Here is a 25,920-nt window from a genome sequence, read left to right as displayed (position 1 = left end):
GGCCGGGTGATCACTTCGCCGCCACGAAGCCCCGATGGAGATCCCGGCGACGGTGCCGGGGCCGGCAAGGCCGGTGCTTCCGGTAGTTCCCGTCATGGGGCCGGACAGCGTCGGCCCTCCGAGGCGACCCCGTACGTCGACCTCACCCGGGCCGAGTGGAGCGCGCTGCGCGACAAGACGCCGCTCCCGCTGACCGCCGACGAGGTCGAGCGGCTCCGCGGGCTCGGGGACGTCATCGACCTCGACGAGGTCCGGGACATCTACCTCCCGCTCTCCCGGCTGCTCAACCTGTACGTGCAGGCCACCAGCGGTCTCCGCGGCGCCCTGAACACCTTCCTCGGCGAGAACGCCGAGCAGCGCGGCACCCCCTTCGTCATAGGCGTCGCCGGCTCCGTGGCGGTCGGCAAGTCGACCGTCTCCCGTCTGCTGCAGGCCCTCCTCGCCCGCTGGCCCGAGCACCCCCGCGTCGAGCTGGTGACCACCGACGCCTTCCTCTACCCGATGGAGGAGCTGAAGGCGCGCGGCCTGATGTCCCGCAAGGGTTTCCCCGAGTCGTACGACCGCCGGGCCCTCACCCGTTTCGTCGCGGACGTCAAGGCGGGCAAGGACGAGGTCACGGCCCCGGTCTACTCGCACCTGATCTACGACCGCGTGCCCGGCGAGCGCCTCGTCGTGCGCCGCCCGGACATCCTCATCGTGGAGGGTCTGAACGTCCTCCAGCCCGCCCTCCCCGGCAAGGACGGCCGGACCCGCGTCGGTCTCGCCGACTACTTCGACTTCTCGGTGTACGTGGACGCCCGCCCCGAGGACATCGAGCGCTGGTACCTCAACCGCTTCCGCAAGCTGCGGGACACCGCCTTCCAGGACCCGTCCTCGTACTTCCGGCGCTGGACCCAGGTCTCCGAGGACGAGGCCTTCGACTACGCCCGCACGATGTGGCGCACCATCAACAAGGTGAACCTCCTGGAGAACGTGGCCCCGACCCGCGGCCGGGCCACCCTCGTCGTCCGCAAGGGCCCCGACCACAAGGTGCAGCGCCTGAGCCTGCGGAAGCTCTGACCTCCGTACGCTCTCCTCATGCTGCATCTCCGGATGATCGTCCCGCCCGACCGGACGCTCGAAGCGGTCCGCCTGATCGAGTCGACCGTCGGCACCACCCATCTGGTGGTGCTGCCCGGCGCGGCCCGGGACCCCTCCGGCGACCTCGTCATGTGCGACGTCGCCCGCGAGGCGGGGGACGAACTGCTGCAGGGGCTGCGCGGGCTGAGGATCGATCAGGACGGTTCGATCGCCGTCGAGAACATCGACCTCTCGCTCTCCACGCGCGCGGACGCGGCCGAGGAGGAGGCCCCGGGCGAGCCCGCGGACGCGGTGATCTGGGAGCAGCTGGCGGGCGCGACGCACGAGGAGTCGACGCTCTCGATCACATACAGCGCGTTCATGATCCTGGCGACGATGATCGCGGCCTGCGGTGTCGTCCTGGACAACGCGATCCTGATCGTGGGCGCGATGGCGGTCGGCCCGGAGTTCGGCCCGCTGGCCGGTGTCTGTACGGCGATCGTGCAGCGCCACCCGAGGCTGGCGGCGCGCTCGCTGATGGCGCTGTTCATCGGCTTCACGGCGGCGATGGTGGCGACGACGGTGTTCAGCCTGGGGATGGACGCGCTCGGCCTGTTCAGCAAGGCGCAGCTGGACGCGGACCGTCCCAACACCAACTTCATCTGGCAGCCGGACCCGTTCTCCTTCGTCGTGGCGCTGCTCGCGGGCATCGCCGGCACCCTGTCCCTGACCTCCGCCAAGTCCGGGGCCCTGGTGGGCGTGGCGATCTCGGTGACGACGGTCCCGGCGGCCGCGAACGCGGCGGTGGCGCTCAGCTACGGCGACCTGAGCCAGATGTGGGGCTCGATCGCGCAGCTGACGCTCAACCTGTTCGCCATCATGCTGTCCGGGACGCTCACCCTGTACGCGCAGAAGATGCTGTGGCGCACCAAGCGCGGCAGCTGGCGTCGCGCGTCGACCTGAAAAGGGCCCCCGCCGAAGACTTCGGCGGGGGCCCTCCCTGCATGACGATGCCTCAGAAAGCCTAGCCCAGCGCGGACTTCACGACATCCGCCAGGCGCTGCGCGACCGCGCGGGCCTGCTCGATGTCGGCGGCCTCGACCATGACGCGGACCAGCGGCTCGGTGCCGGAGGGGCGGAGCAGGACGCGGCCGGTGGAGCCGAGCTCGCGCTCGGCGTCGGTGACGGCGGCGGCGAGCTCACCGGAGGTGGTGACCCGGGACTTGTCGACGTCCTTGACGTTGATGAGGATCTGCGGCAGCCGCTCCATGACGCCGGCGAGGTCCGCGAGCGACTTGCCGGTGGCGGCGACGCGGGCGGCCAGCATCAGGCCGGTGAGGGTGCCGTCGCCGGTGGTGGCGTGGTCGAGCACGATGACGTGACCCGACTGCTCGCCGCCGAGGGCGTAGCCGCTCTCCTTCATGGACTCCAGGACGTAGCGGTCGCCGACCGCGGTCTGGACGAGGTTCAGGCCCTCGCGCTCCATGGCGAGCTTGAAGCCCAGGTTGGACATGACGGTCGCGACGACGGTGTCGCCGCGCAGGGTGCCGGCCTCGCGCATGGCGAGGGCGAGCACCGCGAGGATCTGGTCGCCGTCGACCTCGTTGCCGGAGGCGTCCACGGCGAGGCAGCGGTCGGCGTCGCCGTCGTGGGCGATGCCCAGGTCGGCGCCGTGCTCGACGACGGCGGCCTTGAGCAGCCCCAGGTGGGTGGAGCCGCAGCCGTCGTTGATGTTGAGGCCGTCCGGCTCGGCGCCGATGGTGACGACCTGGGCACCGGCCCGGGAGAAGGCCTCGGGCGAGACGCGGGCGGCGGCGCCGTGGGCCTCGTCGAGGACGATCTTCAGCCCGTCGAGCCGGTTGGGGAGGACGGAGAGCAGGTGGGAGACGTACGTCTCGAAGCCCTCGTCGTAGTCACGGACGCGGCCGACGCCGGCACCGGTCGGGCGCTCCCAGGGGGCGCCGGTGCGGTGCTCCTCGTACACGGCCTCGATCTTGTCCTCCAGCTCGTCGGCGAGCTTGTGGCCGCCGCGCGCGAAGAACTTGATGCCGTTGTCGGGCATGGCGTTGTGGCTGGCGGAGAGCATCACGCCGAGGTCGGCGCCGAGGACGCCGGTGAGGTGGGCCACGGCCGGGGTGGGCAGGACGCCGACGCGCAGCACGTCCACGCCCGCGCTGGCGAGGCCGGCCACGACGGCCGCCTCCAGGAACTCTCCGGAGGCGCGCGGGTCCCGCCCGACCACGGCGGTGGGCCGGTGGCCCTCGAAGGTGCCCGCCTCGGCGAGCACGTGCGCGGCCGCGACCGACAGACCGAGCGCCAGCTCCGCCGTCAGGTCCGCGTTGGCGACGCCGCGTACGCCGTCCGTGCCGAAGAGTCGTCCCACAGCTGTCCTCCGAAAATACGTGCCCAAGCGAAAGAGAAAGAGGTTATGAAAAAACGTACGCCCCGACGGCACGGGCAGTGCCGCCGGGGCGTACGAAAAGCAGACCGAGCAGGCGATTAGCGCTTGCTGTACTGCGGAGCCTTGCGGGCCTTCTTGAGACCGGCCTTCTTCCGCTCGACCGCACGGTCGTCACGGGAGAGGAAGCCGGCCTTCTTCAGCGCCGGGCGGTTGTTCTCGACGTCCGCCTCGTTCAGCGCACGGGCCACGCCGAGGCGCAGGGCGCCGGCCTGGCCGGAGACACCGCCACCCGCGATGCGGGCGATGACGTCGTAGCGGTTGTCGAGCTCGAGCACCTTGAAGGGCTCGTTGACTTCCTGCTGGTGGACCTTGTTCGGGAAGTAGTCCTCGAGCGTACGCCCGTTGATCTTCCACTTGCCGGTGCCCGGAACGATCCGGACGCGGGCGATGGCGTTCTTGCGACGGCCCAGGCCGGCGGCCGGCTGCGGGTCGCCGAAGCGGGACGCGAGCGACTCGGAGGTGTACTCACCCTCGACGAGCTCGGTCTCGGTGGTGTACTCCTCGACGCCCTCGAACTCGTCGACGGGGGTCTCGGGGGTGGTCTCGGCCACGATGCTCCTCAGATTTCTTTCGTTCTTAGGGGGTGTGGCCGGAACTACTGCGCGACCTGGGTGATCTCGAACGGGACCGGCTGCTGAGCAGCGTGCGGGTGGTTCTCGCCCGCGTAGACCTTCAGCTTCGAGAGCATCTGACGGCCCAGGGAGTTCTTGGGGATCATGCCCTTGATGGCCTTCTCGACGGCCTTCTCGGGGTTCTTGTCGAGCAGCTCGTCGTAACGGACGGAGCGCAGACCACCCGGGAAGCCAGAGTGGCGGTAGGCCATCTTCTGGGTCTTCTTGTTGCCGGACAGGTGGACCTTGTCAGCGTTGATGATGATGACGAAGTCGCCCATGTCCATGTGGGGGGCGTAGACCGGCTTGTGCTTGCCTCGCAGGAGGTTCGCAGCCGTGGTCGCCAGACGGCCCAGGACGATGTCCTGCGCGTCGATGATGTGCCACTGGCGAGTGACATCGCCGGGCTTGGGGCTGTACGTACGCACTTCGTAGCCTTCGCTTCTTCAGTGGATGGAGTCCAGACACACCTGAAGCGATCATGCAGCTGGGGCCTGCACTGCCGGGAACATCGCCCGTATGCGAGCCACTGGTAACTGCTCCAGGGAACCTGCGTAAGGGCCTATCGCGTGAGAACGACGAAGCCAATACGCATAACAAACCGCAACAGTACCCGCGGCACCCGGGGCGGGTCAAAACGCGCCGCCCCTAGCCCCGCCCCGACCGCCGACCGCCGACCGTCGGCCGTGGCCCGAGCCCCGACCGCCGACCGCCCGAGGTCACCGCGCCCGCTCGACCCGCCGCTCGTCCCACACCGGCTCCGCCGTCTCCCGTACGACCCCGTCGGAACCGAAGACCAGGAACCGGTCGAAGCTCTTCGCGAACCAGCGGTCGTGCGTGACGGCCATCACGGTCCCGTCGTACGACTCCAGGCCCTCCTGCAGCGCCTCCGCCGACTCCAGGTCCAGGTTGTCCGTGGGCTCGTCGAGGAGCAGCGCCGTCGTCCCCGCCAGCTCCAGGAGCAGGATCTGGAACCGCGCCTGCTGCCCGCCCGAGAGCCTGTCGAAGGACTGGTCGCCCTGGCGCTCCAGCTCGTACCGCCGCAGCATCGACATCGCCCCGCCCCGGTCCTTGGCGTGCTCGGTCCACAGGATGTCGACGAGCGGCCGCCCGGCCAGCTCGGGGTGCGCGTGGGTCTGCGCGAAGTGCCCCGGCACGACCCGCGCGCCGAGCTTCCAGTCACCCGTGTGGGCGACCGACGGGTCCCCCGCGAGCAGCCGCAGGAAGTGCGACTTCCCGGACCCGTTCGAGCCGAGGACGGCGACCCGCTCCCCGTAGAAGATCTCCAGCGAGAACGGCTTCATCAGACCGGTGAGCTCAAGGTTCTCGCAGGTCACGGCCCGCACCCCGGTCCGCCCGCCACGCAGCCGCATCCGGATGTCCTGCTCGCGCGGCGGCTCCGGCGGCGGGCCCGCCTCCTCGAACTTCCGCAGGCGGGTCTGCGCCGCCGCGTACCGGGAGGCCATCTCGTGGCTGACCGCGGCCGCCTGCCGCAGGTTGACGACCAGCTTCTTCAGCTGCGCGTGCTTCTCGTCCCAGCGCCGCTTCAGCTCCTCGAAGCGGGCGAACCGCTCCCGCCGCGCCTCGTGGAAGGTGTCGAAGCCGCCGCCGTGCACCCAGACGTCCGAGCCGGCCGGGCCGGGCTCGACCGCGATGATCTTCTGCGCGCCCCGGGAGAGCAGCTCCCGGTCGTGGGAGATGAAGAGCACGGTCTTACGGGTCTCCCGCAGCCGCTCCTCCAGCCACCGCTTGCCGGGCACGTCGAGGTAGTTGTCGGGCTCGTCGAGCAGCAGCACCTCGTCGGGCCCGCGCAGCAGCGACTCCAGGACCAGCCGCTTCTGCTCGCCGCCGGAGAGCGTCCTGACCTCACGGAACTGCGCCTTCTCGTACGGGACGCCCAGCGCGGCCATGGTGCAGATGTCCCAGAGGGTCTCGGCCTCGTAGCCCTGCACCTCGGCCCAGTCGCTGAGGGCCTGCGCGTACTTCATCTGCGCGGCCTCGTCGTCGACCGTCATGATCAGGTGCTCGGCCTCGTCGACGGCCTTGGCGGCCTCCCGGATCCGCGGCTGCGCGACCGAGACCAGCAGGTCGCGGACGGTGGACTCGTCCCGTACGGAGCCGACGAACTGCGGCATCACACCGAGGCCGCCGCTGACGGTGACCGTGCCGCCGTGCGGCTGGAGCTCTCCGGCGATCATCCGGAGCAGTGTGGTCTTGCCGGCGCCGTTGGCCCCGACGAGGGCGACGACGGCGCCCTCCCCGACCCGGAAGGAGGCGTCCCCGAGCAGGACCCTCCCGTCGGGAAGGTAGTACTCCAGATGCGCGGCCTCGACATGTCCCATGGGATGCATTGTCACCGCCCGCGTGGGCCCGGCCCAACCGGTTTAGGATGCGCGGCATGAGCTTTGGGGGACCGCAGTGGCCGCAGGAGCCGCAGCAGCAGGGGCAGCAGGGGTACGGACAGCAGCCCGGATACGGGTATCCGCCGCAGCAGGGGAACGGGCAGCAGCCGGGCTACGGCTATCCGCAGCCCCAGCAGCCGCCGGCGCAGCCGAACCCCTTCCCGGGTGCCCAGGGCAGCTCTGACACCCCCGACTGGGGCGCCCTCGCCGACGCCAGCGCCTCGCGCGGCCGCCGCAAGCGACTCCTGCTGATCGGCGGCGGCGTCCTGGCCGCGGTGGCGGTCGGCGCGATCGTCGCGACGGCCGTCGTGAGCACCAACAAGAAGAACGACGAGGCCAAGAACGGTCCCGTCCCCACCGGCACGGTCTCCCCCACCGGCACCCTGACCCCGGAGCCGACGTTCTCGTCGGTGGCTCCGCCGCCCCCGCCGAACCCGAAGGACTACATCTCGGACCCGAAGAAGGACAAGGCCCCGCTCACCGCCGAGGGCCTCTTCCCGGGCAAGAAGATGAGCATGAACGGCCGCGCCTACAACAAGGGCGCGACCTCCGCCACGACCGACTGCGCGGCCGTCACCCAGGGCGGCCTCGGCGCGGTCCTGAAGCGGAACGGCTGCCAGCGGGTGCTCCGCGCCACCTATGTGAAGGACGGCGTGGCGATCACCGTCGGCGTCGCCGTCTTCCCGTCCGAGGCGGCGGCCCAGAAGGCGAAGGACCAGGCCACCGGCGGCGTCGCGCCCCTGACGGGCGCGGGCGTGGGTGATTTCTGCCACGCCACGGTCTGCCTGCGCCGCTCGAACGCGATCGGCCGGTACGCGTACTTCACCCAGGGCGGCTTCGCCAACGGCAAGAAGGTCACCAAGGCCGACAAGGCCGTCTTCCAGGCCAGCGACGACCTCGGCACCTTCGCCTTCAACCAGATCTACGCCCGGGGCCGCGCCCAGGCCTCAGCAGCAGCCGGCAACCCCGGGGAGTGACCGCTTGTTGCGGGCCTCCCTGCTGCGGGCGGCGAGCAGCTCGTCCGCCGGGTAGCCGACCTCTTCGAGGGTGAGCCCGTGCGGCCGCACGACGTGGACGGCCGAGTCGCGGACGCCGGCGGCGAGCACCTTGCCGGGCCAGTCGACCGGCCGGTGGCCGTCGCCGACGAAGAGCAGGGCGCCGACGAGCGAGCGGACCATGTTGTGGCAGAAGGCGTCCGCCTTCACGGTCGCCTCCAGGATCCCGTCGTCCCGTCGCTCCCAGCGCAGCACCTGGAGGGTCCGGATGGTGGTGGCGCCCTCGCGCTTCTTGCAGTACGCGGCGAAGTCGTGCTCCCCGACGAGCGCGGTGGCGGCCTCGTTCATGGCGTCCATGTCGAGGGTCCAGTCGTGCCACAGCACGTGCCCGCGGAGCAGCGGGTCGACGCCGCCGGGGTTGTCGGTGACGCGGTAGGCGTAGCGGCGCCAGATGGCGGAGAACCGCGCGTTGAAGCCGGCGGGGGCCTCTTCCACGGACCACACCCGCACGTCGTGCGGGAGGCGCCCCGCGAGCCGCCGGAGCAGCTTGTCCCGGTGCTCGGCCCACAGCTCCACGGGCAGGTCGACGTGGGCGACCTGGCCGCGCGCGTGCACCCCGGCGTCGGTCCGGCCGGCGACGGTCAGCTCGTACGTCTCCTTGGACCGGGTCACGGTCCGCAGGGCGTCCTCGATCTCTCCCTGTACGGTCCGCTGCCCCTGGGCCTGCTTGGCCCAGCCGGAGAAGTCCTTGCCGTCGTACGAAAGGTCCAGCCGAACCCGTACGAACCCGTCCTGCACGTCATCGCTCACGCGGAGATCCTCTCAAACACACGGGAACGGGCCCGCACCCCAGGGGGTACGGGCCCGCTCACGAGAAACGTACGAAAAACGCTTACGCGTCCTTCGCCTCGTCCTCGGTGGCCTCGACGGCGGCGGCCTCGTCGGCCTCCTTGACGGCGCGCTTGGTGGCGGCCTCGGCCTCGGCGACGGTCGCCTTCTTGGCGATCTCGCCCTCGACCAGCTCGATCACGGCCATCGGGGCGTTGTCGCCACGACGGTTGCCGATCTTGGTGATGCGGGTGTAGCCACCCGGACGCTCCGAGTAACGCGGGGCGATCTCGGTGAAGAGGGTGTGGACGACGCCCTTGTCGGTGATCGTCTGCAGCACCAGGCGACGGTTGTGGATGTCGCCCTTCTTCGCCTTGGTGATCAGGCGCTCGGCGACCGGACGCAGGCGACGGGCCTTGGCCTCGGTCGTGGTGATGCGGCCGTGCTCGAAGAGCGACTTCGCCAGGTTGGCGAGGAGCAGCTTCTCGTGCGCGGCGGAACCGCCGAGGCGGGCACCCTTCGCGGGACGCGGCATGGTGTTTCTCCTTGTGATCTGCACCGGCCGTATGAGGTACCGATGTCAGTGTCCGAGCGGGCGGTCACCCGTCGGAGACCCCGCGCCCCATGGGGGCGCGGGGAGGTGTCAATCTTGCGGCTGACGCCGCGTGGGCGCGACCGGCCAAAGCCGGTCCGCAGCCAAATCTGGACCGTCGGTCCCGAGCTCTCAGTACTGCTCGGTCTCGACGAAACCGGCGTCGGCGTCGTCATCCGCACCGAACGCGTCCGCGGCGGCGGTGGGGTCGAATCCGGGCGGCGAGTCCTTCAGCGCGAGGCCCATACCGGCCAGCTTCGCCTTGACCTCGTCGATCGACTTCGCACCGAAGTTGCGGATGTCGAGCAGGTCGGCCTCGGAGCGGGCGACGAGCTCACCCACGGAGTGGATGCCCTCACGCTTGAGGCAGTTGTACGAACGAACGGTGAGCTCGAGCTCCTCGATCGGCAGCGCGAGGTCGGCGGCGAGGGCGGCGTCCGTCGGGGACGGGCCCATGTCGATGCCCTCGGCGTCGATGTTGAGCTCGCGGGCCAGACCGAACAGCTCGACCAGGGTCTTGCCGGCGGACGCCATGGCGTCACGCGGGCGCATGGCCTGCTTGGTCTCGACGTCGACGATGAGCTTGTCGAAGTCGGTGCGCTGCTCGACTCGGGTCGCCTCGACCTTGTAGGTGACCTTGAGGACCGGCGAGTAGATGGAGTCGACCGGGATGCGGCCGATCTCCTGGCCGACCTGCTTGTTCTGGACGGCGGAGACGTAGCCGCGACCGCGCTCGACGGTCAGCTCCATCTCCAGCTTGCCCTTGCCGTTGAGCGTGGCGAGAACGAGGTCGGGGTTGTGCACCTCGACACCGGCCGGGGGCGCGATGTCGGCGGCGGTGACCAGACCCGGGCCCTGCTTGCGCAGGTACATCACGACCGGCTCGTCGTGCTCCGAGGAGACGACCAGCTGCTTGATGTTGAGGATGAGGTCGGTGACGTCCTCCTTGACGCCCGGCACGGTGGTGAACTCGTGCAGGACACCGTCGATGCGGATGCTGGTGACAGCGGCACCCGGGATCGAGGAGAGGAGGGTACGGCGGAGGGAGTTGCCGAGGGTGTAGCCGAAGCCCGGCTCCAGCGGCTCGATGACGAACCGGGAGCGGAACTCGTCGACGACCTCTTCGGTCAGCGACGGACGCTGAGCGATAAGCATGTCTGTGATTCCTTCAGTCGTGGACGCCCACTATTTGACGCCCGACGGGGGTGTTACGTACTGCAAGGGTACGGGCGGTACGCCCCCGAAAGGGGACGCACCGCCCGAAAGTCCTGGTCAAGCAGCCAGTGCGTCAGACGCGGCGGCGCTTGGGGGGACGGCAGCCGTTGTGCGGCGTGGGGGTGACGTCCTGGATCGAACCGACCTCGAGGCCCGTGGCCTGGAGGGAGCGGATCGCGGTCTCACGGCCGGAGCCGGGACCCTTGACGAAGACGTCGACCTTGCGCATGCCGTGCTCCTGCGCGCGGCGAGCGGCCGACTCGGCGGCCATCTGCGCGGCGAACGGGGTGGACTTGCGCGAGCCCTTGAAGCCGACGTGGCCGGCGGAGGCCCAGGAGATCACGTTGCCCGAGGGGTCCGTGATCGAGACGATCGTGTTGTTGAACGTGCTCTTGATGTGCGCGTGGCCGTGAGCGACGTTCTTCTTTTCCTTGCGGCGCACCTTCTTGGCAGCGCCCTGACGACCCTTGGGGGGCATCTCTTACTCCTACGGGAGGTGGTCGGTCCTACAGCGAAGACCGCTTGGTCAAGCGTCCGCTGAGGACTACTTCTTGCCCGGCTTCTTCTTGCCGGCGATGGCGCGACGCGGGCCCTTGCGGGTACGAGCGTTCGTGCTGGTGCGCTGGCCGCGGACGGGCAGGCCACGACGGTGGCGCAGGCCCTGGTAGCAGCCGATCTCGACCTTGCGGCGGATGTCGGCGGCGATCTCGCGGCGGAGGTCACCCTCGGTCTGGAGGTTGGCGTCCACGTACTCGCGGATCTTGACGAGGTCTTCCTCGGCAAGGTCGCGGACACGGGTGGACGGGTTCACGCCGGTCGCGGCGAGGATCTCCTCGGACCGGGTACGCCCGATGCCGAAGACGTAGGTGAGTGCGACCACCACACGCTTTTCGCGCGGGATGTCAACACCGGAAACGCGTGCCATTCAATGGCTCCTGTGTTCTCGGGGGTCTGCTGCAGAACCGTTCCCGGCTGCCGTATGAGGTACAGGTCGGGTCCCCGGCCCCCGCCGGAGGTGCCGTCAACCGTGGGACACGGTCGGACGGGCTCTGCGTATGTACGTATTGCTATGCGTCGCGCGAAGAACTGCGAGATGCAGGTCGGTCGGCGTGCGTCAGCCCTGGCGCTGCTTGTGGCGCAGGTTGTCGCAGATGACCATGACCCGGCCGTGACGGCGGATCACCTTGCACTTGTCGCAGATCTTCTTGACGCTCGGCTTGACCTTCATGGGATGTGAGGTTCTCCGGGTCAGTGCCACCACCCGCGCGCGGAGGCGGGGTGCGGGCAAGATCTACTTGTACCGGTAGACGATCCGGCCACGCGTCAGGTCGTACGGAGAGAGCTCCACGACGACCCGGTCGTCCGGGAGGATTCGGATGTAGTGCATCCGCATCTTGCCGGAGATGTGCGCGAGGACCTTGTGACCGTTCTGGAGCTCCACCTTGAACATGGCGTTCGGGAGGGACTCGATCACGGTGCCCTCGATTTCGATGGCACCTTGCTTCTTGGCCACGCTTCGCCTTTCGAATCGGCTACCTTGATCGACTCTCGCCGCCGGGTGCGGACACACGGGTACACGAGAGCCGACGCATCAGTCTACGTCAGGCCCCAGGAAAAGACGAATCGGGAAGTCTGCCCACGGTAGAAGATCATTACGCGAACCCCGAAATCGCCACCCAGGCGAACCCGGCCGCCAGGCCCCGGCCCTACGCCAGCGGGTCCGGTGCCGCCGTGACGCCCAGCTCGGCCAGCTTCGCCTTGCCGCCGGCCCCATCCCCGACGCAGCCCTCGCGGGCTCGGCGCCCGGGGGCGCCTCACAGGCTTCGGCCCGCTGCGCCGGACTCCGTCCGTCGGACGGAAGCCCCACGCCACCAGCTCAGGACCGCCCGGCCGCCAGGCCCCGGCCCTACGCCAGCGGGTCCGGTGCCGCCGTGACGCCCAGCTCGGCCAGCTTCGCCTTGCCGCCGGCCCCATCCCCGACGCAGCCCTCGCGGGCTCGGCGCCCGGGGGCGCCTCACAGGCTTCGGCCCGCTGCGCCGGACTCCGTCCGTCGGACGGAAGCCCCACGCCACCAGCTCAGGACCGCCCGGCCGCCAGGCCCCGGCCCTACGCCAGCGGGTCCGGTGCCGCCGTGACGCCCAGCTCGGCCAGCTTCGCCTTGCCGCCGGCCCCATCCCCGACGCAGCCCTCGCGGGCTCGGCGCCCGGGGGCGCCTCACAGGCTTCGGCCCGCTGCGCCGGACTCCGTCCGTCGGACGGGAGCCCCGCGCCACCAGCTCAGGACCGCCCGGCCGCCAGGCCCCGGCCCTACGCCAACGGGTCCGGCGCCGCCGTGACGCCCAGCTCGGCCAGCTTCGCCTTGCCGCCGGCCCCATCCCCGACGCAGCCCTCGCGGGCTCGGCGCCGGGGGCGCCTCACAGGCTTCGGCCCGCTGCGCCGGACTCCGTCCGTCGGACGGGAGCCCCGCGCCACCAGCTCAGGACCGCCCGGCCGCCAAGCCCGGCCCTACGCCAACGGGTCCGGCGCCGCCGTGACGCCCAGCTCGGCCAGCTTCGCCTTGCCGCCGGCCCCATCCCCGACGCAGCCCTCGCGGGCTCGGCGCCGGGGGCGCCTCACAGGCTTCGGCCCGCTGCGCCGGACTCCGTCCGTCGGACGGGAGCCCCGCGCCACCAGCTCAGGACCGCCCGGCCGCCAAGCCCGGCCCTACGCCAACGGGTCCGGCGCCGCCGTGACGCCCAGCTCGGCCAGCTTCGCCTTGCCGCCGTCGACCGCGGTCAGGACCAGGGGGCCCTCCTCGGTGAGGGCGATGGAGTGCTCCCAGTGGGAGGACCAGGTGCCGTCCGTCGTGATGACCGTCCAGTCGTCCTTCAGGACCTCGGTGTGGGGGGTGCCGAGGGAGACCATGGGCTCGATGGCGAGGCACAGGCCGGGGACCAGCTTCGGGCCCTTGCCGCGCTTGCGGGAGACGTAGTTCAGCAGGTGCGGGTCCATGTGCATCTCGGTGCCGATGCCGTGGCCGCCGTAGTCCTCGATGATCCCGTACCGGCCGAGGCTGTGGTCGCCGACGGCCGGCCGCGGCTGCCGCTTGATGTACGTCTCGATCGCCTTCGAGATGTCCACCAGGCGGTTGCCGAGCTTCATGGCCGCGATGCCGGCCCACATCGACTCCTCGGTCACCCGGGAGAGCTCGATGAGCTCCGGGGCGTGGCCCGTGCCCACGAAGGCCGTGTAGGCCGCGTCACCGTGCCAGCCGTCCACGATCGCGCCGCAGTCGATGGAGATGATGTCGCCGTCCTTGAGGACGGTCTTGTCGTCGGGGATGCCGTGGACGACGACCTCGTTCACCGAGGTGCAGATCGTCGCGGGGAAGCCGCCGTACCCGAGGAAGTTCGACTTCGCCCCGTGGTCGGCGATGACCTTCCGCGCGACCTCGTCCAGGTCCTTCGTCGTGGCGCCCGGCACGGCCGCCTCGCGGGTCGCCGCATGGATGGCGGCGACGACAAGCCCCGCCTCGCGCATCTTCGCGATCTGCTCGGGGGTCTTGATCTGCACCATCGTGGCCGCGGCCTTTCCATCGAGTACGGGGAACAGAACAACGATACGGCCGCGACGCCCCCGAGGGGCACCGCGGCCGTATCGCACGAACCAGGGGTTACTTCTTGAGTGCTTCCATCGCCTTGGCGGTGACCTCGTCCACCTTGCCGAGCGCCAGGATCGTCTCCACCAGGTTCTGCTCCCGGTAGTAGTCGATGATCGGCTCGGTCTCGGTGTGGTAGACCGCCAGACGCTTGCGGACGGTCTCCTCCGTGTCGTCCTCGCGCTGGTACAGCTCGCCGCCGCAGGCGTCGCAGACGCCCTCGGTCTTCGGAGCGTTGTACGTCACGTGGAACACGTGCGAGGAGTCGTTGCGGCAGATGCGGCGACCCGCGATCCGCTTCACGACCTCGTCCTCGGGGACCTCGAGGTCCAGGACCGCGTCCAGCTCGATGCCGTCGGCCTTCAGGAAGGCGTCCAGAGCCTCGGCCTGGGCCACGTTCCGCGGGAACCCGTCGAGCAGGAAGCCGCCCTCGGCGTCCGCCTGGCGCATGCGGTCCTCGGCCATCCCGATCGTCACGGAGTCCGGCACCAGCTGGCCGGCCTTCATGTACGACTGCGCCTCTACGCCCAGCGGCGTGCCCTGCGAGATGTTGGCACGGAACAGGTCGCCCGTAGAGATGTGCGGGATGCCCAGGTTCTTGGCGAGGTACGCGGCCTGCGTGCCCTTGCCCGCACCGGGCGGTCCGACGAGGACGATTCGCATCAGCGGAGGAACCCTTCGTAATTGCGCTGCTGGAGCTGGCTCTCGATCTGCTTCACGGTCTCCAGCCCCACACCCACGATGATGAGGATGCTCGTCCCACCGAAGGGGAAGTTGGCATTGGCGCCACCGAAGCCTGCCAACGCCATCGTCGGCACAAGAGCGATCAGACCCAAGTACAGCGAGCCCGGCCAAGTGATCCGGTTGAGCACGTAGCTCAGATACTCGGCAGTAGGTCGACCAGCCCGGATACCCGGGATGAAGCCACCATACTTCTTCATGTTGTCCGCGACTTCCTCGGGGTTGAACGAGATCGCCACGTAGAAGAAGGCGAAGAACACGATCAGAAGGAAGTACGCGGCGATGTAGTAGGGGTGGTCACCCTTGACGAAGTGGGCTTCGATCCAGGTCTTCCACCCTGCGGTGGAGTTCGAGAACTGCGCGATCAAGGCCGGGATGTAGAGCAGCGACGACGCGAAGATGACAGGAATCACACCCGCCTGGTTCACCTTCAACGGGATGTAAGTGGACGTACCGCCGTACGACCTGCGGCCGATCATCCGCTTCGCGTACTGGACCGGGATGCGTCGCTGGGCCTGCTCGACGAAGACGACGAGGGCCACCATCACGAAGCCGATGAGGATGACGGTGCCGAACTCGATCCAGCCCTTGGCGAGCTTGCCGCTCTCCTTGATGGCCCACAGGGCGCCCGGGAAGCCGGCGGCGATCGAGATGAACATCAGGATCGACATGCCGTTGCCGATGCCGCGGTCGGTGATCAGCTCACCGAGCCACATGACGATGCAGGTGCCCGCGGTCATCGTGATGACCATGGTGGCGATGGTGAAGATCGACTGGTTCGGCACGACCTGGTCGGCGACGATGCAGCCGCTGAAGAGCGCACCGCTCTTGGCGGTCGCGACGAGACCGGTGCCCTGGAGGATGGCGAGAGCCACGGTCAGGTACCGGGTGTACTGCGTGATCTTGGCAGTACCGGCCTGACCCTCCTTCTTGAGGGCTTCGAGGCGCGGGATCACGACGGTCAGCAGCTGCAGGATGATGCTCGCCGTGATGTACGGCATGATGCCGAGCGCGAAGATGGTGATCTGCAGCAGCGCTCCGCCACTGAACATGTTGACCAGGCCGAACAGGCTGTTGTTGCCCTCGCTGGCCTGCTTGACACACTGCTGGACGGCCTCGTAGCTGACGCCGGGCACCGGGATGTGGGCCCCGAGGCGGTACAGCACGATGATGGCGAGCGTGAAGAGCAGCTTCTTGCGCAGGTCGGGCGTCTTGAACGCCCGGGCGAACGCGGTGAGCACGGTGCCTCCTGCGACCCCCGCGCTATGCGTCAAGGGTGACGGTCTTGAGGTTCGACGATTGGGTATCGGTCATCAATTCCGTGCGGGCATACCGCACGGAGCCTAGACGGTGCACGCCACCTTACCGGCGACCGTGCCCCCCTAGGAACGACCAATCGGGGATGCCCCTTTTGAGAGGCATCCCCGATCGGATGTTCAAGCCATCGAGTCGTCTTAGACGAGCTCGGTGACGGTGCCGCCGGCGGCGACGATCTTCTCCTTGGCGGAGCCGGAGACGGCGTCAACCGAAACCTGCAGCGCCACGGTGATCTCGCCGGTGCCGAGCACCTTGACGAGCTGGTTCTTGCGAACCGCGCCCTTGGCGACCAGGTCGGCCACCGTGACCTCTCCACCCTCGGGGTAGAGAGCGCCGAGCTTGTCCAGGTTCACAACCTGGAACTCGGTGCGGAAGGGGTTCTTGAAGCCCTTCAGCTTCGGAAGACGCATGTGGAGGGGCATCTGGCCACCCTCGAAGCGCTCCGGAACCTGGTAACGGGCCTTCGTACCCTTCGTACCACGACCGGCCGTCTTACCCTTGGACGCCTCACCACGACCCACACGGGTCTTGGCGGTCTTGGCGCCCGGGGCGGGACGGAGGTTGTGGGCCTTCAGCGGGTTGGTCTCCGCCATGTCAGTCAACCTCCTCGACCGTCACGAGGTGGCGGACGGTGTGCACCATTCCGCGGAACTCGGGGCGGTCCTCCTTGACAACCACGTCACCCAGGCGCTTGAGGCCCAGGGAACGCAGGGTGTCGCGGTGGTTCTGCTTGCTGCCGATGTACGACTTCGTCTGCGTGACCTTGAGGCGAGCCATTACGCACCCGCCCCAGCACGCGCACGGAGCAGAGCCGCGGGAGCGACGTCCTCGAGGGGCAGACCACGGCGAGCCGCGATCTCCTCGGGACGCTGCAGGCCCTTGAGGGCCTCCACGGTCGCGTGCACGATGTTGATCGCGTTGTCGGAGCCGAGCGACTTCGACAGGATGTCGTGAACGCCGGCGCACTCGAGCACGGCGCGCACCGGGCCACCGGCGATAACACCGGTACCGGGGGAAGCCGGCTTGAGCAGGACGACGCCCGCGGCCTTCTCGCCCTGGATCGGGTGAGGGATGGTGCCCTGGATGCGGGGAACCTTGAAGAAGTTCTTCTTGGCTTCCTCGACGCCCTTGGCGATGGCCGCGGGAACTTCCTTGGCCTTGCCGTAACCGACACCTACGGTGCCGTCACCGTCACCCACCACGACGAGCGCGGTGAAGCTGAAGCGACGACCACCCTTGACAACCTTGGCGACGCGGTTGATCGCGACAACGCGCTCAACGTACGCGGTCTTCTCGGCGGCAGCGCCACCGTCGCGACCCTTCCGGTCCCGCCGCTCGCCGCCACCGGCACCGCTTCCGCGGCGCTGGGGTCCAGCCATTGGATTACCTCTCTCTGTTACGTCCGTTAGTCCCGGAACCGGGGCTTAGAACTTCAGCCCGGCTTCGCGGGCGGCGTCAGCCAGAGCGGCAATGCGCCCGGCGTACCTGTTGCCACCACGGTCGAACACGACGGCCTCGACACCGGCGGCCTTGGCGCGCTCAGCGACAAGAGCACCGACCTGCTTGGCCTGCGCGGACTTGTCACCCTCGCCACCGCGGATCGACGCGTCCAGGTTCGACGCAGACGCAAGGGTGTGACCCTTGAGGTCGTCGATGACCTGAGCGGTGATGCCACGGTTGGAACGCGTCACGACGAGGCGCGGACGCTCCGCCGTACCCGACACGTTCTTGCGGATGCGGATGTGGCGGCGAGCCTTGGCCGCACGCTTGTAAGCGTCGCCCTTGGCGATCTTCACACCGTATGCCATGGCTTACTTACCAGCCTTTCCGACCTTGCGGCGGATGACCTCGCCGGCGTACTTGACGCCCTTGGCCTTGTACGGGTCGGGCTTCCGCAGCTTGCGGATGTTCGCCGCGACCTCGCCGACCTTCTGCTTGTCGATGCCCTCGACCGAGAACTTGGTCGGCGACTCGACCTTGAACGAGATGCCCTCGGGCGCCTCGATCAGGATCGGGTGGCTGTAGCCGAGCTGGAACTCCAGAGCGGAGCCCTTCGCGGCCACGCGGTAACCGACACCGCTGATCTCGAGCGCCTTCACGTAACCCTGGGTCACACCGGTGATCATGTTGGCCACCAGCGTGCGGGACAGGCCGTGCAGGGCCTTGTTCTGACGCTCGTCGTTCGGACGGTTGACGTTGAGCACGCCATCCTCGCCCTTAACGATCTCGATCGGGGCGGCGACGGTGTGGCTCAGGGTGCCCTTGGAACCCTTGACCGTGACCGTGCGGCCATCGATGGTGACGTCCACGCCGGCGGGAACCTGGATAGGCAGCTTGCCAATACGCGACATTAGCTATTCCTCCGTTCCCGACTACCAGACGTAGGCGAGGACTTCCCCACCTACGCCCTTCTTGCCTGCCTGCTGGCCGGTCAGGAGACCGTGGGACGTGGAGATGATCGCCACGCCCAGGCCGCCGAGGACCTTCGGCAGGTTGGTGGACTTCGCGTAAACCCGGAGACCGGGCTTCGAGATCCGCTTGATGCCCGCGATGGAGCGCTCACGGTTCGGACCGAACTTGAGCTCGAGGACGAGGTTCTTGCCGACCTCGGCGTCCTCGACCTTCCAGCCCGTGATGAAGCCCTCCTGCTGGAGGATTTCCGCGATGTGAGACTTGATCTTGCTGTGCGGCATCGTCACGGAGTCGTGGTATGCCGAGTTCGCGTTACGCAGACGAGTCAGCATGTCCGCGATCGGATCAGTCATGGTCATGAATTGGCCTTCGGCCTCTCTCGCCGGGGTTTCCTGTATGCGCCATCCCTCTCCCCACACAGGGGCGGGACGGGTGCGGCGCGGGGACCTACGGCGTAGTAAGTCGTACGGGCGGCGGACGCCCAACCCCACAAGCCTAAGGCATGCGGGGGCAGGCATCCGCCGACCCAGTGCTTACCGAGAGACTCCGGTCATCCCAACTAGGGGATTACCAGGAGCTCTTGGTCACGCCCGGCAGCTCGCCACGGTGAGCCATCTCACGGAGGCACACGCGGCACAGGCCGAACTTGCGGTACACGGAGTGGGGACGACCACAGCGCTGGCAGCGCGTGTAGCCACGCACGCCGAACTTGGGCTTGCGGGCAGCCTTCGCGATGAGAGCCTTCTTCGCCATCTCGCTTACGCCTCCTTGAACGGGAAGCCGAGGTGACGCAGAAGGGCACGGCCCTCGTCGTCGTTGGTCGCCGTGGTCACCACGGTGATGTCCATACCCCGGACACGGTCGATCTTGTCCTGGTCGATCTCGTGGAACATGACCTGCTCCGTGAGACCGAAGGTGTAGTTGCCACGCCCGTCGAACTGCTTGGGGGACAGACCACGGAAGTCGCGGATGCGCGGGAGCGCGAGCGACAGGGTGCGGTCCAGGAACTCCCACATGCGGTCGCCACGGAGGGTGACGTGCGCACCGATCGGCTGGCCCTCACGCAGCTTGAACTGCGCGATGGACTTGCGAGCCTTGGTGATGGCCGGCTTCTGGCCGGTGATCGTGGTGAGGTCACGGACGGCACCGTCCATGAGCTTCGAGTCACGGGCGGCGTCGCCGACACCCATGTTGACCACGATCTTCACGAGGCCGGGGATCTGCATGACGTTCTCGTAGGAGAACTCCTCACGCAGCTTGCCCGCGATCTCCTCGCGGTACTTCGTCTTGAGACGCGGAGTGGTGGTAGCCATCAGATGTCCTCACCCGTCCGCTTGGCAACGCGGATCTTGTTGCCCTCGTCGTCGAAGCGGAAACCGACACGCGTGACGACCTTCTTGCCGTCCTTCTCCACGACCAGCTGGACGTTGGAGACGTGGACCGGAGCCTCGGTCGTGACGATGCCACCGGCCTGCGACGGGCCGGCCTTGGTGTGCTTCTTGACCCGGTTGACACCCTCGACGAGGACGCGGTTCTCGCGGGGGAAGGCCGTGATGACCTTGCCCTGCTTGCCCTTGTCCTTACCGGTGATGACCTGGACCAGGTCGCCCTTCTTGATCTTCATGCTTACAGCACCTCCGGCGCGAGCGAGATGATCTTCATGAACTTCTTCTCGCGCAGCTCACGGCCGACCGGGCCGAAGATACGGGTGCCACGAGGGTCGCCGTCGTTCTTGAGAATGACAGCGGCGTTCTCGTCGAAGCGGATGTACGAGCCGTCCTGGCGGCGGCGCTCCTTGACGGTGCGAACGATGACCGCCTTGACGACGTCACCCTTCTTCACGTTGCCACCGGGGATCGCGTCCTTGACGGTGGCGACGATGACGTCACCGATGCCCGCGTAGCGGCGACCCGAGCCACCGAGAACACGGATGCAAAGGATCTCCTTGGCACCAGTGTTGTCGGCGACACGCAGTCGCGACTCCTGCTGGATCACGTCTATCTCCTGATTTGTCTGCCGGTTCCCGGCCGGGGCTTCACGAGGAAGCCCCGGCCGAGCCTGGCGGAACTGACCTGAGGGACACCCCTCAGGCTGAACAGTTGGATTTCCCTTGCGGGAAATTCCTTACTTGGCCTTCTCGAGGATCTCGACGACGCGCCAGTGCTTCGTCGACGACAGCTTCCGGGTCTCCATCAGGAGGACGCGGTCGCCGATGCCGGCAGCGTTCTGCTCGTCGTGAGCCTTGAGCTTGTTCGTACGGCGGATGACCTTGCCGTACAGCGCGTGCTTGACGCGGTCCTCGACAGCGACGACGACGGTCTTGTCCATCTTGTCGCTGACGACCAGGCCCTCGCGGACCTTGCGAGCGTTGCGCTCGGTCTTCTCAGTCACGTTGCTCTCGCTCATCAGGCGTTCTCCACCGTCTCGATGCCCAGCTCACGCTCACGCATCAGGGTGTAGATCCGGGCGATGTCCTTACGGACGGACTTGAGCCGACCGTGGTTCTCGAGCTGACCGGTCGCCGCCTGGAAGCGGAGGTTGAACAGCTCTTCCTTGGCCTCGCGGAGCTTGTTGAGAAGCTCCTCGTTGCCCAGCTCGCGCAGCTCGGACGCCTTGGTACCGGCCGACATCACAGCTCACCTGCTTCGCGCTTCACGATCTTGCACTTCATCGGCAGCTTGTGGGCCGCACGGGTCAGGGCCTCGCGCGCGATCTTCTCGTTCGGGTAGGACAGTTCGAACATCACCCGACCCGGCTTGACGTTCGCGATCCACCACTCCGGAGAACCCTTACCGGAACCCATGCGGGTCTCGGCGGGCTTCTTCGTCAGCGGGCGGTCCGGGTAGATGTTGATCCAGACCTTGCCGCCACGCTTGATGTGGCGGGTCATCGCGATACGAGCCGCCTCGATCTGGCGGTTGGTCACGTAAGCCGGCGTGAGGGCCTGAATGCCGTACTCGCCGAACGCAACCTGCGTACCACCCTTGCTCGCGCCGGAGCGCTTCGGGTGGTGCTGCTTGCGGTGCTTGACCCTACGGGGGATCAGCATGTCGGTCAGGCCTCCGTTCCGGTGCTCTCAGCCGGAGCAGCGGCGGCAGCCTCGGCCTTGGGGGCCTCGGCGGCCGGAGCCGACTGCTGCGGCTTGCGGCCGCGGCCGCCACGCTCGCCACCGCGGCCACCACGGCCGGCCGGGCGGTCGCCAGCGCCGGCGCCACGGGCCGGGCGGTTACCCGCACGGGCAGCGGCGTTCTCGGCGCGGACCTCGGCGATGTTCTTGACGTCGCCCTTGTAGATCCAGACCTTGACGCCAATGCGACCGAAGGTCGTCTTGGCCTCGAAGAAGCCGTAGTCCACGTTCGCGCGGAGCGTGTGCAGCGGCACACGACCCTCGCGGTAGAACTCCGAGCGGGACATCTCGGCGCCGCCGAGACGACCGCCACACTGGATCTTGATGCCCTTGGCGCCGGCCTTCATCGTGCCCTGCATGCTCTTACGCATGGCGCGACGGAAGGAGACGCGGGAGGAGAGCTGCTCGGCAACGGCCTGAGCAACCAGCTGGGCGTCCATCTCGGGGTTCTTGACCTCGAGGATGTTCAGCTGGACCTGCTTGCCCGTGAGCTTCTCGAGGTCGCCGCGGATGCGGTCGGCCTCGGCGCCACGGCGGCCGATGACGATGCCGGGACGCGCGGTGTGGATGTCCACCCGCACGCGGTCACGGGTGCGCTCGATCTCAACCTTCGAGATGCCGGCGCGCTCCATGCCGGACGTCATCATCCGACGGATGGCGACGTCTTCCTTGACGTAGTCCTTGTACAGCTTGTCGGCGTACCAGCGGGACTTGAAGTCCGTGGTGATGCCGAGCCGGAACCCATGCGGGTTAACCTTCTGGCCCATTACCGGGTTCCTTCCTTGCTGCTGACGACCACGGTGATGTGGCTGGTCCGCTTACGGATCCGGTAGGCACGGCCCTGGGCACGCGGACGGAACCGCTTCAGGGTCGGGCCCTCATCCACGTACGCCTCGCTGATGACCAGCGAAGAGGCGTCGGTGTGGTCGTAGTTGTGTGCAGCGTTGGCGATGGCGCTGTCCAGCACCTTGCCAACGGGCACGCTCGCGGCCTGCGGGGCGAAACGCAGGACCGCCTGAGCCTCCGTGGCGTCCATGCCACGGATAAGGTCCACCACGCGGCGGGCCTTCATGGGCGTGACGCGGATGTACCGCGCCTGGGCCCTGGCTTCCATGGTTGTCCTTCCAGTGTCTGTCATGGTCATTCCACCCCGCTACTAGCGGCGCTTCGACTTCCGGTCGTCCTTCACGTGACCCCGGAAGGTGCGCGTCGGCGAGAACTCGCCGAGCTTGTGGCCGACCATCGACTCGGTGACAAACACCGGAATGTGGGTCTTGCCGTTGTGCACCGCGATCGTGTGGCCGAGCATGGCCGGGATGATCATCGAGCGACGGGACCAGGTCTTGATGACGTTCTTGGTACCGGCTTCGTTCTGGGCGTCCACCTTCTTGACGAGGTGGCCGTCGACGAAGGGTCCCTTCTTGAGACTGCGCGGCATCTAAACCCGCTCCTAGCGCTTCTTGTTCGTCTTGCGGCGGCGGACGATGTACTTGTTCGAAGCCTTCTTCGGCGAACGAGTACGACCCTCCTTCTGACCCCACGGGGAGACCGGGTGGCGACCACCGGAGGTCTTGCCCTCACCACCACCGTGCGGGTGGTCGACCGGGTTCATCGCCACACCGCGGACGGTCGGGCGAACGCCAAGCCAGCGCTTACGGCCGGCCTTGCCCCAGTTGATGTTCGACTGCTCGGCGTTGCCGACCTCGCCGATGGTGGCGCGGCAGCGGGCGTCGACGAGACGGATCTCACCGGACGGCATACGAAGGTGGGCCATCGTGCCCTCCTTCGCCAGCAGCTGCACGGAGGCACCGGCCGAGCGGGCGAACTTGGCACCGCCACCGGGACGGAGCTCGATCGCGTGGATCGTGGTACCGACCGGGATGTTGCGGAGCGCCAGGTTGTTGCCGGGCTTGATGTCCGCGCCCGGGCCGTTCTCGACGCGGTCGCCCTGGGTCAGACCCTTGGGGGCGATGATGTAGCGCTTCTCGCCGTCCACGTAGTGGAGGAGCGCGATGCGCGCGGTGCGGTTGGGGTCGTACTCGATGTGAGCGACCTTGGCCGGCACGCCGTCCTTGTCGTGACGACGGAAGTCGATCACGCGGTAGGCGCGCTTGTGGCCACCGCCCTGGTGACGGACGGTCACACGACCGGTGTTGTTACGGCCGCCCTTGCTGTGCAGGGGGCGGACCAGCGACTTCTCCGGCGTGGACCGCGTGATCTCGACGAAGTCGGCTACGGAGGAGCCACGGCGGCCCGGCGTAGTCGGCTTGTACTTGCGGATTCCCATTTCTCAGTCCTCGTCCGATTCCGGACGATCCAGACCGCCGTTAGGCGGTCGGACCGCCGAAGATGTCGATACGGTTGCCCTCGGCAAGGGTCACGATGGCGCGCTTGGTGTCCTTGCGCTTGCCGAAACCGGCCTTGGTCCGCTTGCGCTTGCCCTGGCGGTTGATCGTGTTGACCCCGGTGACCTTGACCGAGAAGACCGCCTCGACGGCCTGCTTGATCTGGGTCTTGTTGGAGCCAGGCGCGACGATGAACGTGTACTTGTTCTCGTCCAGCAGTGCGTAGCTCTTCTCCGAGACAACCGGCTTGACGAGAATGTCGCGCGGGTCCGAGAAGGTCTTGCTGGTGACGACGGCCTCAGTCATCAGGCGTCGCTCCCTTCGGTCTCAGCGGTCTGGGGGCCAGACACGAAGGACTCGAGGGCGGCCTGGGTGAAGACCACGTCGTCAGAGACGATCACGTCGTACGTGTTGAGCTGGCCCGGCTCCAGGATGTGCACCTGGGGCAGGTTACGAGCGGACAGCCACGCGGCCTCGTCGGAGCGCTCGACGACCAGGAGCAGGTTCTTGCGCTCCGAGATCTTGCCGAACAGCGTCTTGGCGGCCTTGGTGGAGATGCCACCCTCGACCACGCCGGTGACGACGTGGATGCGGGAGTGGTTCGCCCGGTCCGACAGGGCACCGCGGAGGGCGGCGGCCTTCATCTTCTTCGGGGTCCGCTGGGAGTAGTCACGCGGCTGCGGGCCGTGGACGACGCCACCACCGGCGAACTGCGGGGCGCGGGTCGAACCCTGACGGGCGCGGCCGGTGCCCTTCTGGCGGTAAGGCTTCTTGCCACCACCACGGACTTCGCCACGGGTCTTGGTCTTGTGCGTGCCCTGACGGGCCGCGGCCAGCTGCGCGACGACGACCTGGTGGATCAGCGGGACGCTGACCTTGGCGCCGAAGATCTCCGCGGGGAGCTCGACGGTCCCGGCCTTGTCGCCAGACGGCGAAAGGATGTCAATGGTGCTCATCGGTTCCTCAAACCCCCTTGGCCGCGGTGCGGACCAGGACGAGGCCACCGTTGGGGCCGGGGACGGCGCCCTTGATGAGCAGCAGACCCTTCTCGGCGTCAACGGCGTGGACGGTCAGGTTCTGGGTGGTCACACGCTCGTTGCCCATGCGACCGGCCATGCGCATGCCCTTGAAGACGCGGCCCGGGGTGGCGCAGCCACCGATCGAACCCGGCTTGCGGTGCACGCGGTGGGCACCGTGCGAGGCCTTGCCACCACGGAAGTTGTGGCGCTTCATCGCACCGGCGAAGCCCTTGCCCTTGCTCTTGCCGGTGACGTCGACCTTCACGCCGGCCTCGAAGACCTCGGCGGTGATCTCCTGGCCGAGCGTGTACTCGGAGGCGTCAGCGGTGCGGAGCTCCACCAGGTGGCGGCGCGGGGTGACGTCGGCCTTGGCGAAGTGGCCCTTGAGGGGCTTGTTCACCTTGCGCGGGTCGATCTCGCCGAAGGCGATCTGGACCGACTCGTAGCCGTCGACGTCGTTCGTACGGACCTGGGTCACGACATTCGGGCCGGCCTTGACGACGGTCACCGGGACGACCCGGTTGTTCTCGTCCCAGACCTGCGTCATGCCGAGCTTCTCGCCCAGGATGCCCTTGATGTTCTTAGCCATCTCGCGCGTCACCTCAGAGCTTGATCTCGATGTCGACGCCAGCCGGCAGGTCGAGGCGCATGAGCGAGTCAACCGTCTTCGGCGTGGGGTCGAGGATGTCGATGAGGCGCTTGTGCGTGCGCATCTCGAAGTGCTCGCGCGAGTCCTTGTACTTGTGCGGCGACTTGATGACGCAGTACACGTTCTTCTCAGTGGGCAGCGGCACCGGGCCCGCGACCGACGCACCAGTGCGGGTCACCGTCTCGACGATCTTCTTCGCCGAGGAGTCGATGACCTCGTGGTCGTAGGCCTTGAGCCGGATGCGGATCTTCTGTCCCGCCATGGCTACTAGTAGTCCTTTGTCTCGTAAACGCTCTGGAACCCGGTCGGCTGCACTTCCTGAGAAGTTCCGTCCTCCTCCGACCCACGCGGTCGGGCGTGTCGCGCTCCCTCTACGCAGAAATCCCATAGGGATCTCCCAACCAAGGGGACGCGGTCGCCATGACCGCAGGCCGGGGGCAGAACACCCACCGGGCGCCTGGCCGGCACCCCGCTGACGCTTCCCAGAAGATTCCCGTACGTCCGCTCCTGA

General features: G+C 68.1%; 38 protein-coding genes. 3 read left to right on the top strand and 35 right to left on the bottom strand.

What is annotated here, in order from left to right:
• The first annotated feature begins 6 nt into the window (after positions 1-6).
• Positions 7-1,059: a type I pantothenate kinase gene (gene coaA, locus AB5J54_RS24115; protein WP_369145976.1), complete on the top strand. Its 1,053-nt coding sequence runs from the start codon at positions 7-9 to the stop codon at positions 1,057-1,059.
• Positions 1,060-1,077: 18 nt separating this feature from the next.
• Positions 1,078-2,022 (top strand): DUF389 domain-containing protein, encoded by a 945-nt coding sequence (locus AB5J54_RS24110; protein WP_369145975.1) that lies wholly within the window; start codon positions 1,078-1,080, stop codon positions 2,020-2,022.
• 61 nt (positions 2,023-2,083) lie between these two features.
• Here the strand turns inward: AB5J54_RS24110 and glmM are convergent, their stop codons facing one another.
• From glmM to AB5J54_RS24090, 4 genes are all read right to left on the bottom strand, one after another.
• Complete coding sequence (gene glmM / locus AB5J54_RS24105) at positions 2,084-3,442, bottom strand: phosphoglucosamine mutase (RefSeq protein WP_369145974.1); 1,359 nt, start codon at positions 3,440-3,442, stop codon at positions 2,084-2,086.
• A 116-nt stretch (positions 3,443-3,558) separates the two neighbouring features.
• Positions 3,559-4,071: a 30S ribosomal protein S9 gene (gene rpsI / locus AB5J54_RS24100; protein WP_015035601.1), complete on the bottom strand. Its 513-nt coding sequence runs from the start codon at positions 4,069-4,071 to the stop codon at positions 3,559-3,561.
• 44 nt (positions 4,072-4,115) lie between these two features.
• Complete coding sequence (gene rplM, locus AB5J54_RS24095; protein ID WP_041130788.1) at positions 4,116-4,559, bottom strand: 50S ribosomal protein L13; 444 nt, start codon at positions 4,557-4,559, stop codon at positions 4,116-4,118.
• A gap of 291 nt (positions 4,560-4,850) precedes the next feature.
• Positions 4,851-6,473, bottom strand: coding sequence for an ABC-F family ATP-binding cassette domain-containing protein (locus AB5J54_RS24090; protein ID WP_369145973.1), 1,623 nt, complete (start codon positions 6,471-6,473; stop codon positions 4,851-4,853).
• A gap of 56 nt (positions 6,474-6,529) precedes the next feature.
• Here AB5J54_RS24090 and AB5J54_RS24085 point away from each other — a divergent pair, with 56 nt between their 5' ends.
• Positions 6,530-7,510, top strand: coding sequence for a hypothetical protein (locus AB5J54_RS24085; protein WP_369145972.1), 981 nt, complete (start codon positions 6,530-6,532; stop codon positions 7,508-7,510).
• Here AB5J54_RS24085 and truA read toward each other — a convergent pair.
• The 31 genes from truA to rpsJ form a co-directional block, all read right to left on the bottom strand.
• Positions 7,481-8,338, bottom strand: a complete 858-nt coding sequence (gene truA / locus AB5J54_RS24080; RefSeq protein WP_369145971.1) for a tRNA pseudouridine(38-40) synthase TruA — start codon at positions 8,336-8,338, stop codon at positions 7,481-7,483. The genes AB5J54_RS24085 and truA overlap by 30 nt on opposite strands.
• A gap of 82 nt (positions 8,339-8,420) precedes the next feature.
• Positions 8,421-8,891: a 50S ribosomal protein L17 gene (rplQ, locus tag AB5J54_RS24075; RefSeq protein ID WP_189847048.1), complete on the bottom strand. Its 471-nt coding sequence runs from the start codon at positions 8,889-8,891 to the stop codon at positions 8,421-8,423.
• 189 nt (positions 8,892-9,080) lie between these two features.
• Complete coding sequence (locus tag AB5J54_RS24070; RefSeq protein ID WP_003966937.1) at positions 9,081-10,103, bottom strand: DNA-directed RNA polymerase subunit alpha; 1,023 nt, start codon at positions 10,101-10,103, stop codon at positions 9,081-9,083.
• Between the two features lie 133 nt (positions 10,104-10,236).
• Positions 10,237-10,641 carry a 30S ribosomal protein S11 gene (gene rpsK, locus AB5J54_RS24065; RefSeq protein WP_003956432.1) on the bottom strand — a complete coding sequence of 135 codons (405 nt, stop codon included), beginning with the start codon at positions 10,639-10,641 and terminating at the stop codon, positions 10,237-10,239.
• Between the two features lie 66 nt (positions 10,642-10,707).
• Positions 10,708-11,088 carry a 30S ribosomal protein S13 gene (gene rpsM / locus AB5J54_RS24060; RefSeq protein ID WP_015035595.1) on the bottom strand — a complete coding sequence of 127 codons (381 nt, stop codon included), beginning with the start codon at positions 11,086-11,088 and terminating at the stop codon, positions 10,708-10,710.
• Positions 11,089-11,277: 189 nt separating this feature from the next.
• On the bottom strand, positions 11,278-11,391 hold the full coding sequence (gene rpmJ / locus AB5J54_RS24055; protein WP_003956441.1) for a 50S ribosomal protein L36: 114 nt from the start codon (positions 11,389-11,391) through the stop codon (positions 11,278-11,280).
• A 63-nt stretch (positions 11,392-11,454) separates the two neighbouring features.
• The gene (gene infA / locus AB5J54_RS24050; RefSeq protein WP_003956442.1) at positions 11,455-11,676 is read right to left on the bottom strand and encodes a translation initiation factor IF-1; all 222 of its coding nucleotides are present in this window, start codon (positions 11,674-11,676) and stop codon (positions 11,455-11,457) included.
• A 1,189-nt stretch (positions 11,677-12,865) separates the two neighbouring features.
• Positions 12,866-13,717, bottom strand: a complete 852-nt coding sequence (gene map / locus AB5J54_RS24045) for a type I methionyl aminopeptidase (protein WP_369145970.1) — start codon at positions 13,715-13,717, stop codon at positions 12,866-12,868.
• A gap of 97 nt (positions 13,718-13,814) precedes the next feature.
• A complete protein-coding gene (locus tag AB5J54_RS24040; RefSeq protein WP_369145969.1) occupies positions 13,815-14,462 on the bottom strand; it encodes an adenylate kinase in 648 nt (215 codons plus the stop codon).
• On the bottom strand, positions 14,462-15,781 hold the full coding sequence (gene secY, locus AB5J54_RS24035) for a preprotein translocase subunit SecY (protein ID WP_369145968.1): 1,320 nt from the start codon (positions 15,779-15,781) through the stop codon (positions 14,462-14,464). The genes AB5J54_RS24040 and secY overlap by 1 nt, the downstream gene beginning before the upstream one ends.
• 213 nt (positions 15,782-15,994) lie before the next feature.
• Positions 15,995-16,450 carry a 50S ribosomal protein L15 gene (gene rplO / locus AB5J54_RS24030; protein ID WP_369145967.1) on the bottom strand — a complete coding sequence of 152 codons (456 nt, stop codon included), beginning with the start codon at positions 16,448-16,450 and terminating at the stop codon, positions 15,995-15,997.
• Position 16,451: 1 nt separating this feature from the next.
• Positions 16,452-16,634: a 50S ribosomal protein L30 gene (rpmD, locus tag AB5J54_RS24025; protein ID WP_041130781.1), complete on the bottom strand. Its 183-nt coding sequence runs from the start codon at positions 16,632-16,634 to the stop codon at positions 16,452-16,454.
• The gene (rpsE, locus tag AB5J54_RS24020) at positions 16,634-17,236 is read right to left on the bottom strand and encodes a 30S ribosomal protein S5 (protein ID WP_015035588.1); all 603 of its coding nucleotides are present in this window, start codon (positions 17,234-17,236) and stop codon (positions 16,634-16,636) included. Before rpsE ends, rpmD begins: the two co-directional genes overlap by 1 nt.
• A gap of 45 nt (positions 17,237-17,281) precedes the next feature.
• Positions 17,282-17,665, bottom strand: coding sequence for a 50S ribosomal protein L18 (gene rplR / locus AB5J54_RS24015; protein ID WP_015035587.1), 384 nt, complete (start codon positions 17,663-17,665; stop codon positions 17,282-17,284).
• Between the two features lie 3 nt (positions 17,666-17,668).
• The gene (gene rplF / locus AB5J54_RS24010) at positions 17,669-18,208 is read right to left on the bottom strand and encodes a 50S ribosomal protein L6 (protein ID WP_073810162.1); all 540 of its coding nucleotides are present in this window, start codon (positions 18,206-18,208) and stop codon (positions 17,669-17,671) included.
• Positions 18,209-18,229: 21 nt separating this feature from the next.
• The gene (gene rpsH / locus AB5J54_RS24005; RefSeq protein WP_015035585.1) at positions 18,230-18,628 is read right to left on the bottom strand and encodes a 30S ribosomal protein S8; all 399 of its coding nucleotides are present in this window, start codon (positions 18,626-18,628) and stop codon (positions 18,230-18,232) included.
• A gap of 208 nt (positions 18,629-18,836) precedes the next feature.
• The gene (locus tag AB5J54_RS24000; RefSeq protein ID WP_003948630.1) at positions 18,837-19,022 is read right to left on the bottom strand and encodes a type Z 30S ribosomal protein S14; all 186 of its coding nucleotides are present in this window, start codon (positions 19,020-19,022) and stop codon (positions 18,837-18,839) included.
• Positions 19,023-19,027: 5 nt separating this feature from the next.
• Positions 19,028-19,585: a 50S ribosomal protein L5 gene (gene rplE / locus AB5J54_RS23995; protein ID WP_026058276.1), complete on the bottom strand. Its 558-nt coding sequence runs from the start codon at positions 19,583-19,585 to the stop codon at positions 19,028-19,030.
• Positions 19,582-19,893 (bottom strand): 50S ribosomal protein L24, encoded by a 312-nt coding sequence (gene rplX / locus AB5J54_RS23990; protein ID WP_024755412.1) that lies wholly within the window; start codon positions 19,891-19,893, stop codon positions 19,582-19,584. The genes rplE and rplX overlap by 4 nt, the downstream gene beginning before the upstream one ends.
• 2 nt (positions 19,894-19,895) lie before the next feature.
• A complete protein-coding gene (rplN, locus tag AB5J54_RS23985; protein ID WP_003956455.1) occupies positions 19,896-20,264 on the bottom strand; it encodes a 50S ribosomal protein L14 in 369 nt (122 codons plus the stop codon).
• Positions 20,265-20,393: 129 nt separating this feature from the next.
• A complete protein-coding gene (rpsQ, locus tag AB5J54_RS23980; RefSeq protein ID WP_024755411.1) occupies positions 20,394-20,675 on the bottom strand; it encodes a 30S ribosomal protein S17 in 282 nt (93 codons plus the stop codon).
• Complete coding sequence (gene rpmC / locus AB5J54_RS23975; RefSeq protein WP_017239580.1) at positions 20,675-20,899, bottom strand: 50S ribosomal protein L29; 225 nt, start codon at positions 20,897-20,899, stop codon at positions 20,675-20,677. Before rpmC ends, rpsQ begins: the two co-directional genes overlap by 1 nt.
• Complete coding sequence (rplP, locus tag AB5J54_RS23970) at positions 20,899-21,318, bottom strand: 50S ribosomal protein L16 (RefSeq protein ID WP_017239579.1); 420 nt, start codon at positions 21,316-21,318, stop codon at positions 20,899-20,901. The genes rpmC and rplP overlap by 1 nt, the downstream gene beginning before the upstream one ends.
• A 5-nt stretch (positions 21,319-21,323) precedes the next feature.
• Positions 21,324-22,163: a 30S ribosomal protein S3 gene (gene rpsC, locus AB5J54_RS23965; protein WP_015035579.1), complete on the bottom strand. Its 840-nt coding sequence runs from the start codon at positions 22,161-22,163 to the stop codon at positions 21,324-21,326.
• Positions 22,163-22,510, bottom strand: coding sequence for a 50S ribosomal protein L22 (rplV, locus tag AB5J54_RS23960; protein WP_004571827.1), 348 nt, complete (start codon positions 22,508-22,510; stop codon positions 22,163-22,165). The genes rpsC and rplV overlap by 1 nt, the downstream gene beginning before the upstream one ends.
• Positions 22,511-22,552: 42 nt before the next feature.
• Positions 22,553-22,834, bottom strand: coding sequence for a 30S ribosomal protein S19 (gene rpsS / locus AB5J54_RS23955; protein WP_015035577.1), 282 nt, complete (start codon positions 22,832-22,834; stop codon positions 22,553-22,555).
• 12 nt (positions 22,835-22,846) lie between these two features.
• Positions 22,847-23,683, bottom strand: a complete 837-nt coding sequence (gene rplB / locus AB5J54_RS23950) for a 50S ribosomal protein L2 (protein ID WP_030208986.1) — start codon at positions 23,681-23,683, stop codon at positions 22,847-22,849.
• Between the two features lie 40 nt (positions 23,684-23,723).
• Positions 23,724-24,047 (bottom strand): 50S ribosomal protein L23, encoded by a 324-nt coding sequence (gene rplW, locus AB5J54_RS23945; RefSeq protein WP_024755407.1) that lies wholly within the window; start codon positions 24,045-24,047, stop codon positions 23,724-23,726.
• Positions 24,047-24,697 (bottom strand): 50S ribosomal protein L4, encoded by a 651-nt coding sequence (gene rplD / locus AB5J54_RS23940; RefSeq protein ID WP_369145966.1) that lies wholly within the window; start codon positions 24,695-24,697, stop codon positions 24,047-24,049. The genes rplW and rplD overlap by 1 nt, the downstream gene beginning before the upstream one ends.
• Positions 24,698-24,704: 7 nt before the next feature.
• A complete protein-coding gene (rplC, locus tag AB5J54_RS23935; RefSeq protein ID WP_030687820.1) occupies positions 24,705-25,349 on the bottom strand; it encodes a 50S ribosomal protein L3 in 645 nt (214 codons plus the stop codon).
• 13 nt (positions 25,350-25,362) lie between these two features.
• Positions 25,363-25,671, bottom strand: coding sequence for a 30S ribosomal protein S10 (gene rpsJ, locus AB5J54_RS23930; protein ID WP_003948644.1), 309 nt, complete (start codon positions 25,669-25,671; stop codon positions 25,363-25,365).
• Positions 25,672-25,920 lie beyond the last annotated feature (249 nt).

The sequence above is a fragment of the Streptomyces sp. R44 genome, from assembly GCF_041053105.1.
GTDB lineage: Bacteria > Actinomycetota > Actinomycetes > Streptomycetales > Streptomycetaceae > Streptomyces.
The sequence above is the reverse complement of the archived record's forward strand: the minus strand, read 5'-3'. Positions and strand labels throughout refer to the sequence as shown.

Coding starts and splice junctions, on each gene's coding strand:
- rpsM (WP_015035595.1), bottom strand. CDS start 11,088: ATGGCACGCGTTTCCGGTGTTGACATCCCGCGCGAAAAGCGTGTGGTG.
- rplP (WP_017239579.1), bottom strand. CDS start 21,318: ATGCTGATCCCCCGTAGGGTCAAGCACCGCAAGCAGCACCACCCGAAG.
- AB5J54_RS24040 (WP_369145969.1), bottom strand. CDS start 14,462: ATGCGAATCGTCCTCGTCGGACCGCCCGGTGCGGGCAAGGGCACGCAG.
- rplV (WP_004571827.1), bottom strand. CDS start 22,510: ATGGAAGCCAGGGCCCAGGCGCGGTACATCCGCGTCACGCCCATGAAG.
- rpsK (WP_003956432.1), bottom strand. CDS start 10,641: ATGCCCCCCAAGGGTCGTCAGGGCGCTGCCAAGAAGGTGCGCCGCAAG.
- rpsE (WP_015035588.1), bottom strand. CDS start 17,236: ATGGCTGGACCCCAGCGCCGCGGAAGCGGTGCCGGTGGCGGCGAGCGG.
- rplW (WP_024755407.1), bottom strand. CDS start 24,047: ATGACTGAGGCCGTCGTCACCAGCAAGACCTTCTCGGACCCGCGCGAC.
- AB5J54_RS24110 (WP_369145975.1), top strand. CDS start 1,078: ATGCTGCATCTCCGGATGATCGTCCCGCCCGACCGGACGCTCGAAGCG.
- map (WP_369145970.1), bottom strand. CDS start 13,717: ATGGTGCAGATCAAGACCCCCGAGCAGATCGCGAAGATGCGCGAGGCG.
- rplD (WP_369145966.1), bottom strand. CDS start 24,697: ATGAGCACCATTGACATCCTTTCGCCGTCTGGCGACAAGGCCGGGACC.
- AB5J54_RS24000 (WP_003948630.1), bottom strand. CDS start 19,022: ATGGCGAAGAAGGCTCTCATCGCGAAGGCTGCCCGCAAGCCCAAGTTC.
- rpmD (WP_041130781.1), bottom strand. CDS start 16,634: ATGGCTCGCCTCAAGGTCACGCAGACGAAGTCGTACATCGGCAGCAAG.
- rpsC (WP_015035579.1), bottom strand. CDS start 22,163: ATGGGCCAGAAGGTTAACCCGCATGGGTTCCGGCTCGGCATCACCACG.
- rpmC (WP_017239580.1), bottom strand. CDS start 20,899: ATGTCGGCCGGTACCAAGGCGTCCGAGCTGCGCGAGCTGGGCAACGAG.
- AB5J54_RS24070 (WP_003966937.1), bottom strand. CDS start 10,103: ATGCTTATCGCTCAGCGTCCGTCGCTGACCGAAGAGGTCGTCGACGAG.
- rpsQ (WP_024755411.1), bottom strand. CDS start 20,675: ATGAGCGAGAGCAACGTGACTGAGAAGACCGAGCGCAACGCTCGCAAG.
- rplR (WP_015035587.1), bottom strand. CDS start 17,665: ATGGCATACGGTGTGAAGATCGCCAAGGGCGACGCTTACAAGCGTGCG.
- rplB (WP_030208986.1), bottom strand. CDS start 23,683: ATGGGAATCCGCAAGTACAAGCCGACTACGCCGGGCCGCCGTGGCTCC.
- rplX (WP_024755412.1), bottom strand. CDS start 19,893: ATGAAGATCAAGAAGGGCGACCTGGTCCAGGTCATCACCGGTAAGGAC.
- rplF (WP_073810162.1), bottom strand. CDS start 18,208: ATGTCGCGTATTGGCAAGCTGCCTATCCAGGTTCCCGCCGGCGTGGAC.
- rplO (WP_369145967.1), bottom strand. CDS start 16,450: ATGGCGGAGACCAACCCGCTGAAGGCCCACAACCTCCGTCCCGCCCCG.
- rpsJ (WP_003948644.1), bottom strand. CDS start 25,671: ATGGCGGGACAGAAGATCCGCATCCGGCTCAAGGCCTACGACCACGAG.
- rpmJ (WP_003956441.1), bottom strand. CDS start 11,391: ATGAAGGTCAAGCCGAGCGTCAAGAAGATCTGCGACAAGTGCAAGGTG.
- AB5J54_RS24085 (WP_369145972.1), top strand. CDS start 6,530: ATGAGCTTTGGGGGACCGCAGTGGCCGCAGGAGCCGCAGCAGCAGGGG.
- rpsH (WP_015035585.1), bottom strand. CDS start 18,628: ATGACCATGACTGATCCGATCGCGGACATGCTGACTCGTCTGCGTAAC.
- rpsS (WP_015035577.1), bottom strand. CDS start 22,834: ATGCCGCGCAGTCTCAAGAAGGGACCCTTCGTCGACGGCCACCTCGTC.
- rplQ (WP_189847048.1), bottom strand. CDS start 8,891: ATGCCGCGTCCCGCGAAGGGTGCCCGCCTCGGCGGTTCCGCCGCGCAC.
- AB5J54_RS24090 (WP_369145973.1), bottom strand. CDS start 6,473: ATGGGACATGTCGAGGCCGCGCATCTGGAGTACTACCTTCCCGACGGG.
- rplC (WP_030687820.1), bottom strand. CDS start 25,349: ATGGCTAAGAACATCAAGGGCATCCTGGGCGAGAAGCTCGGCATGACG.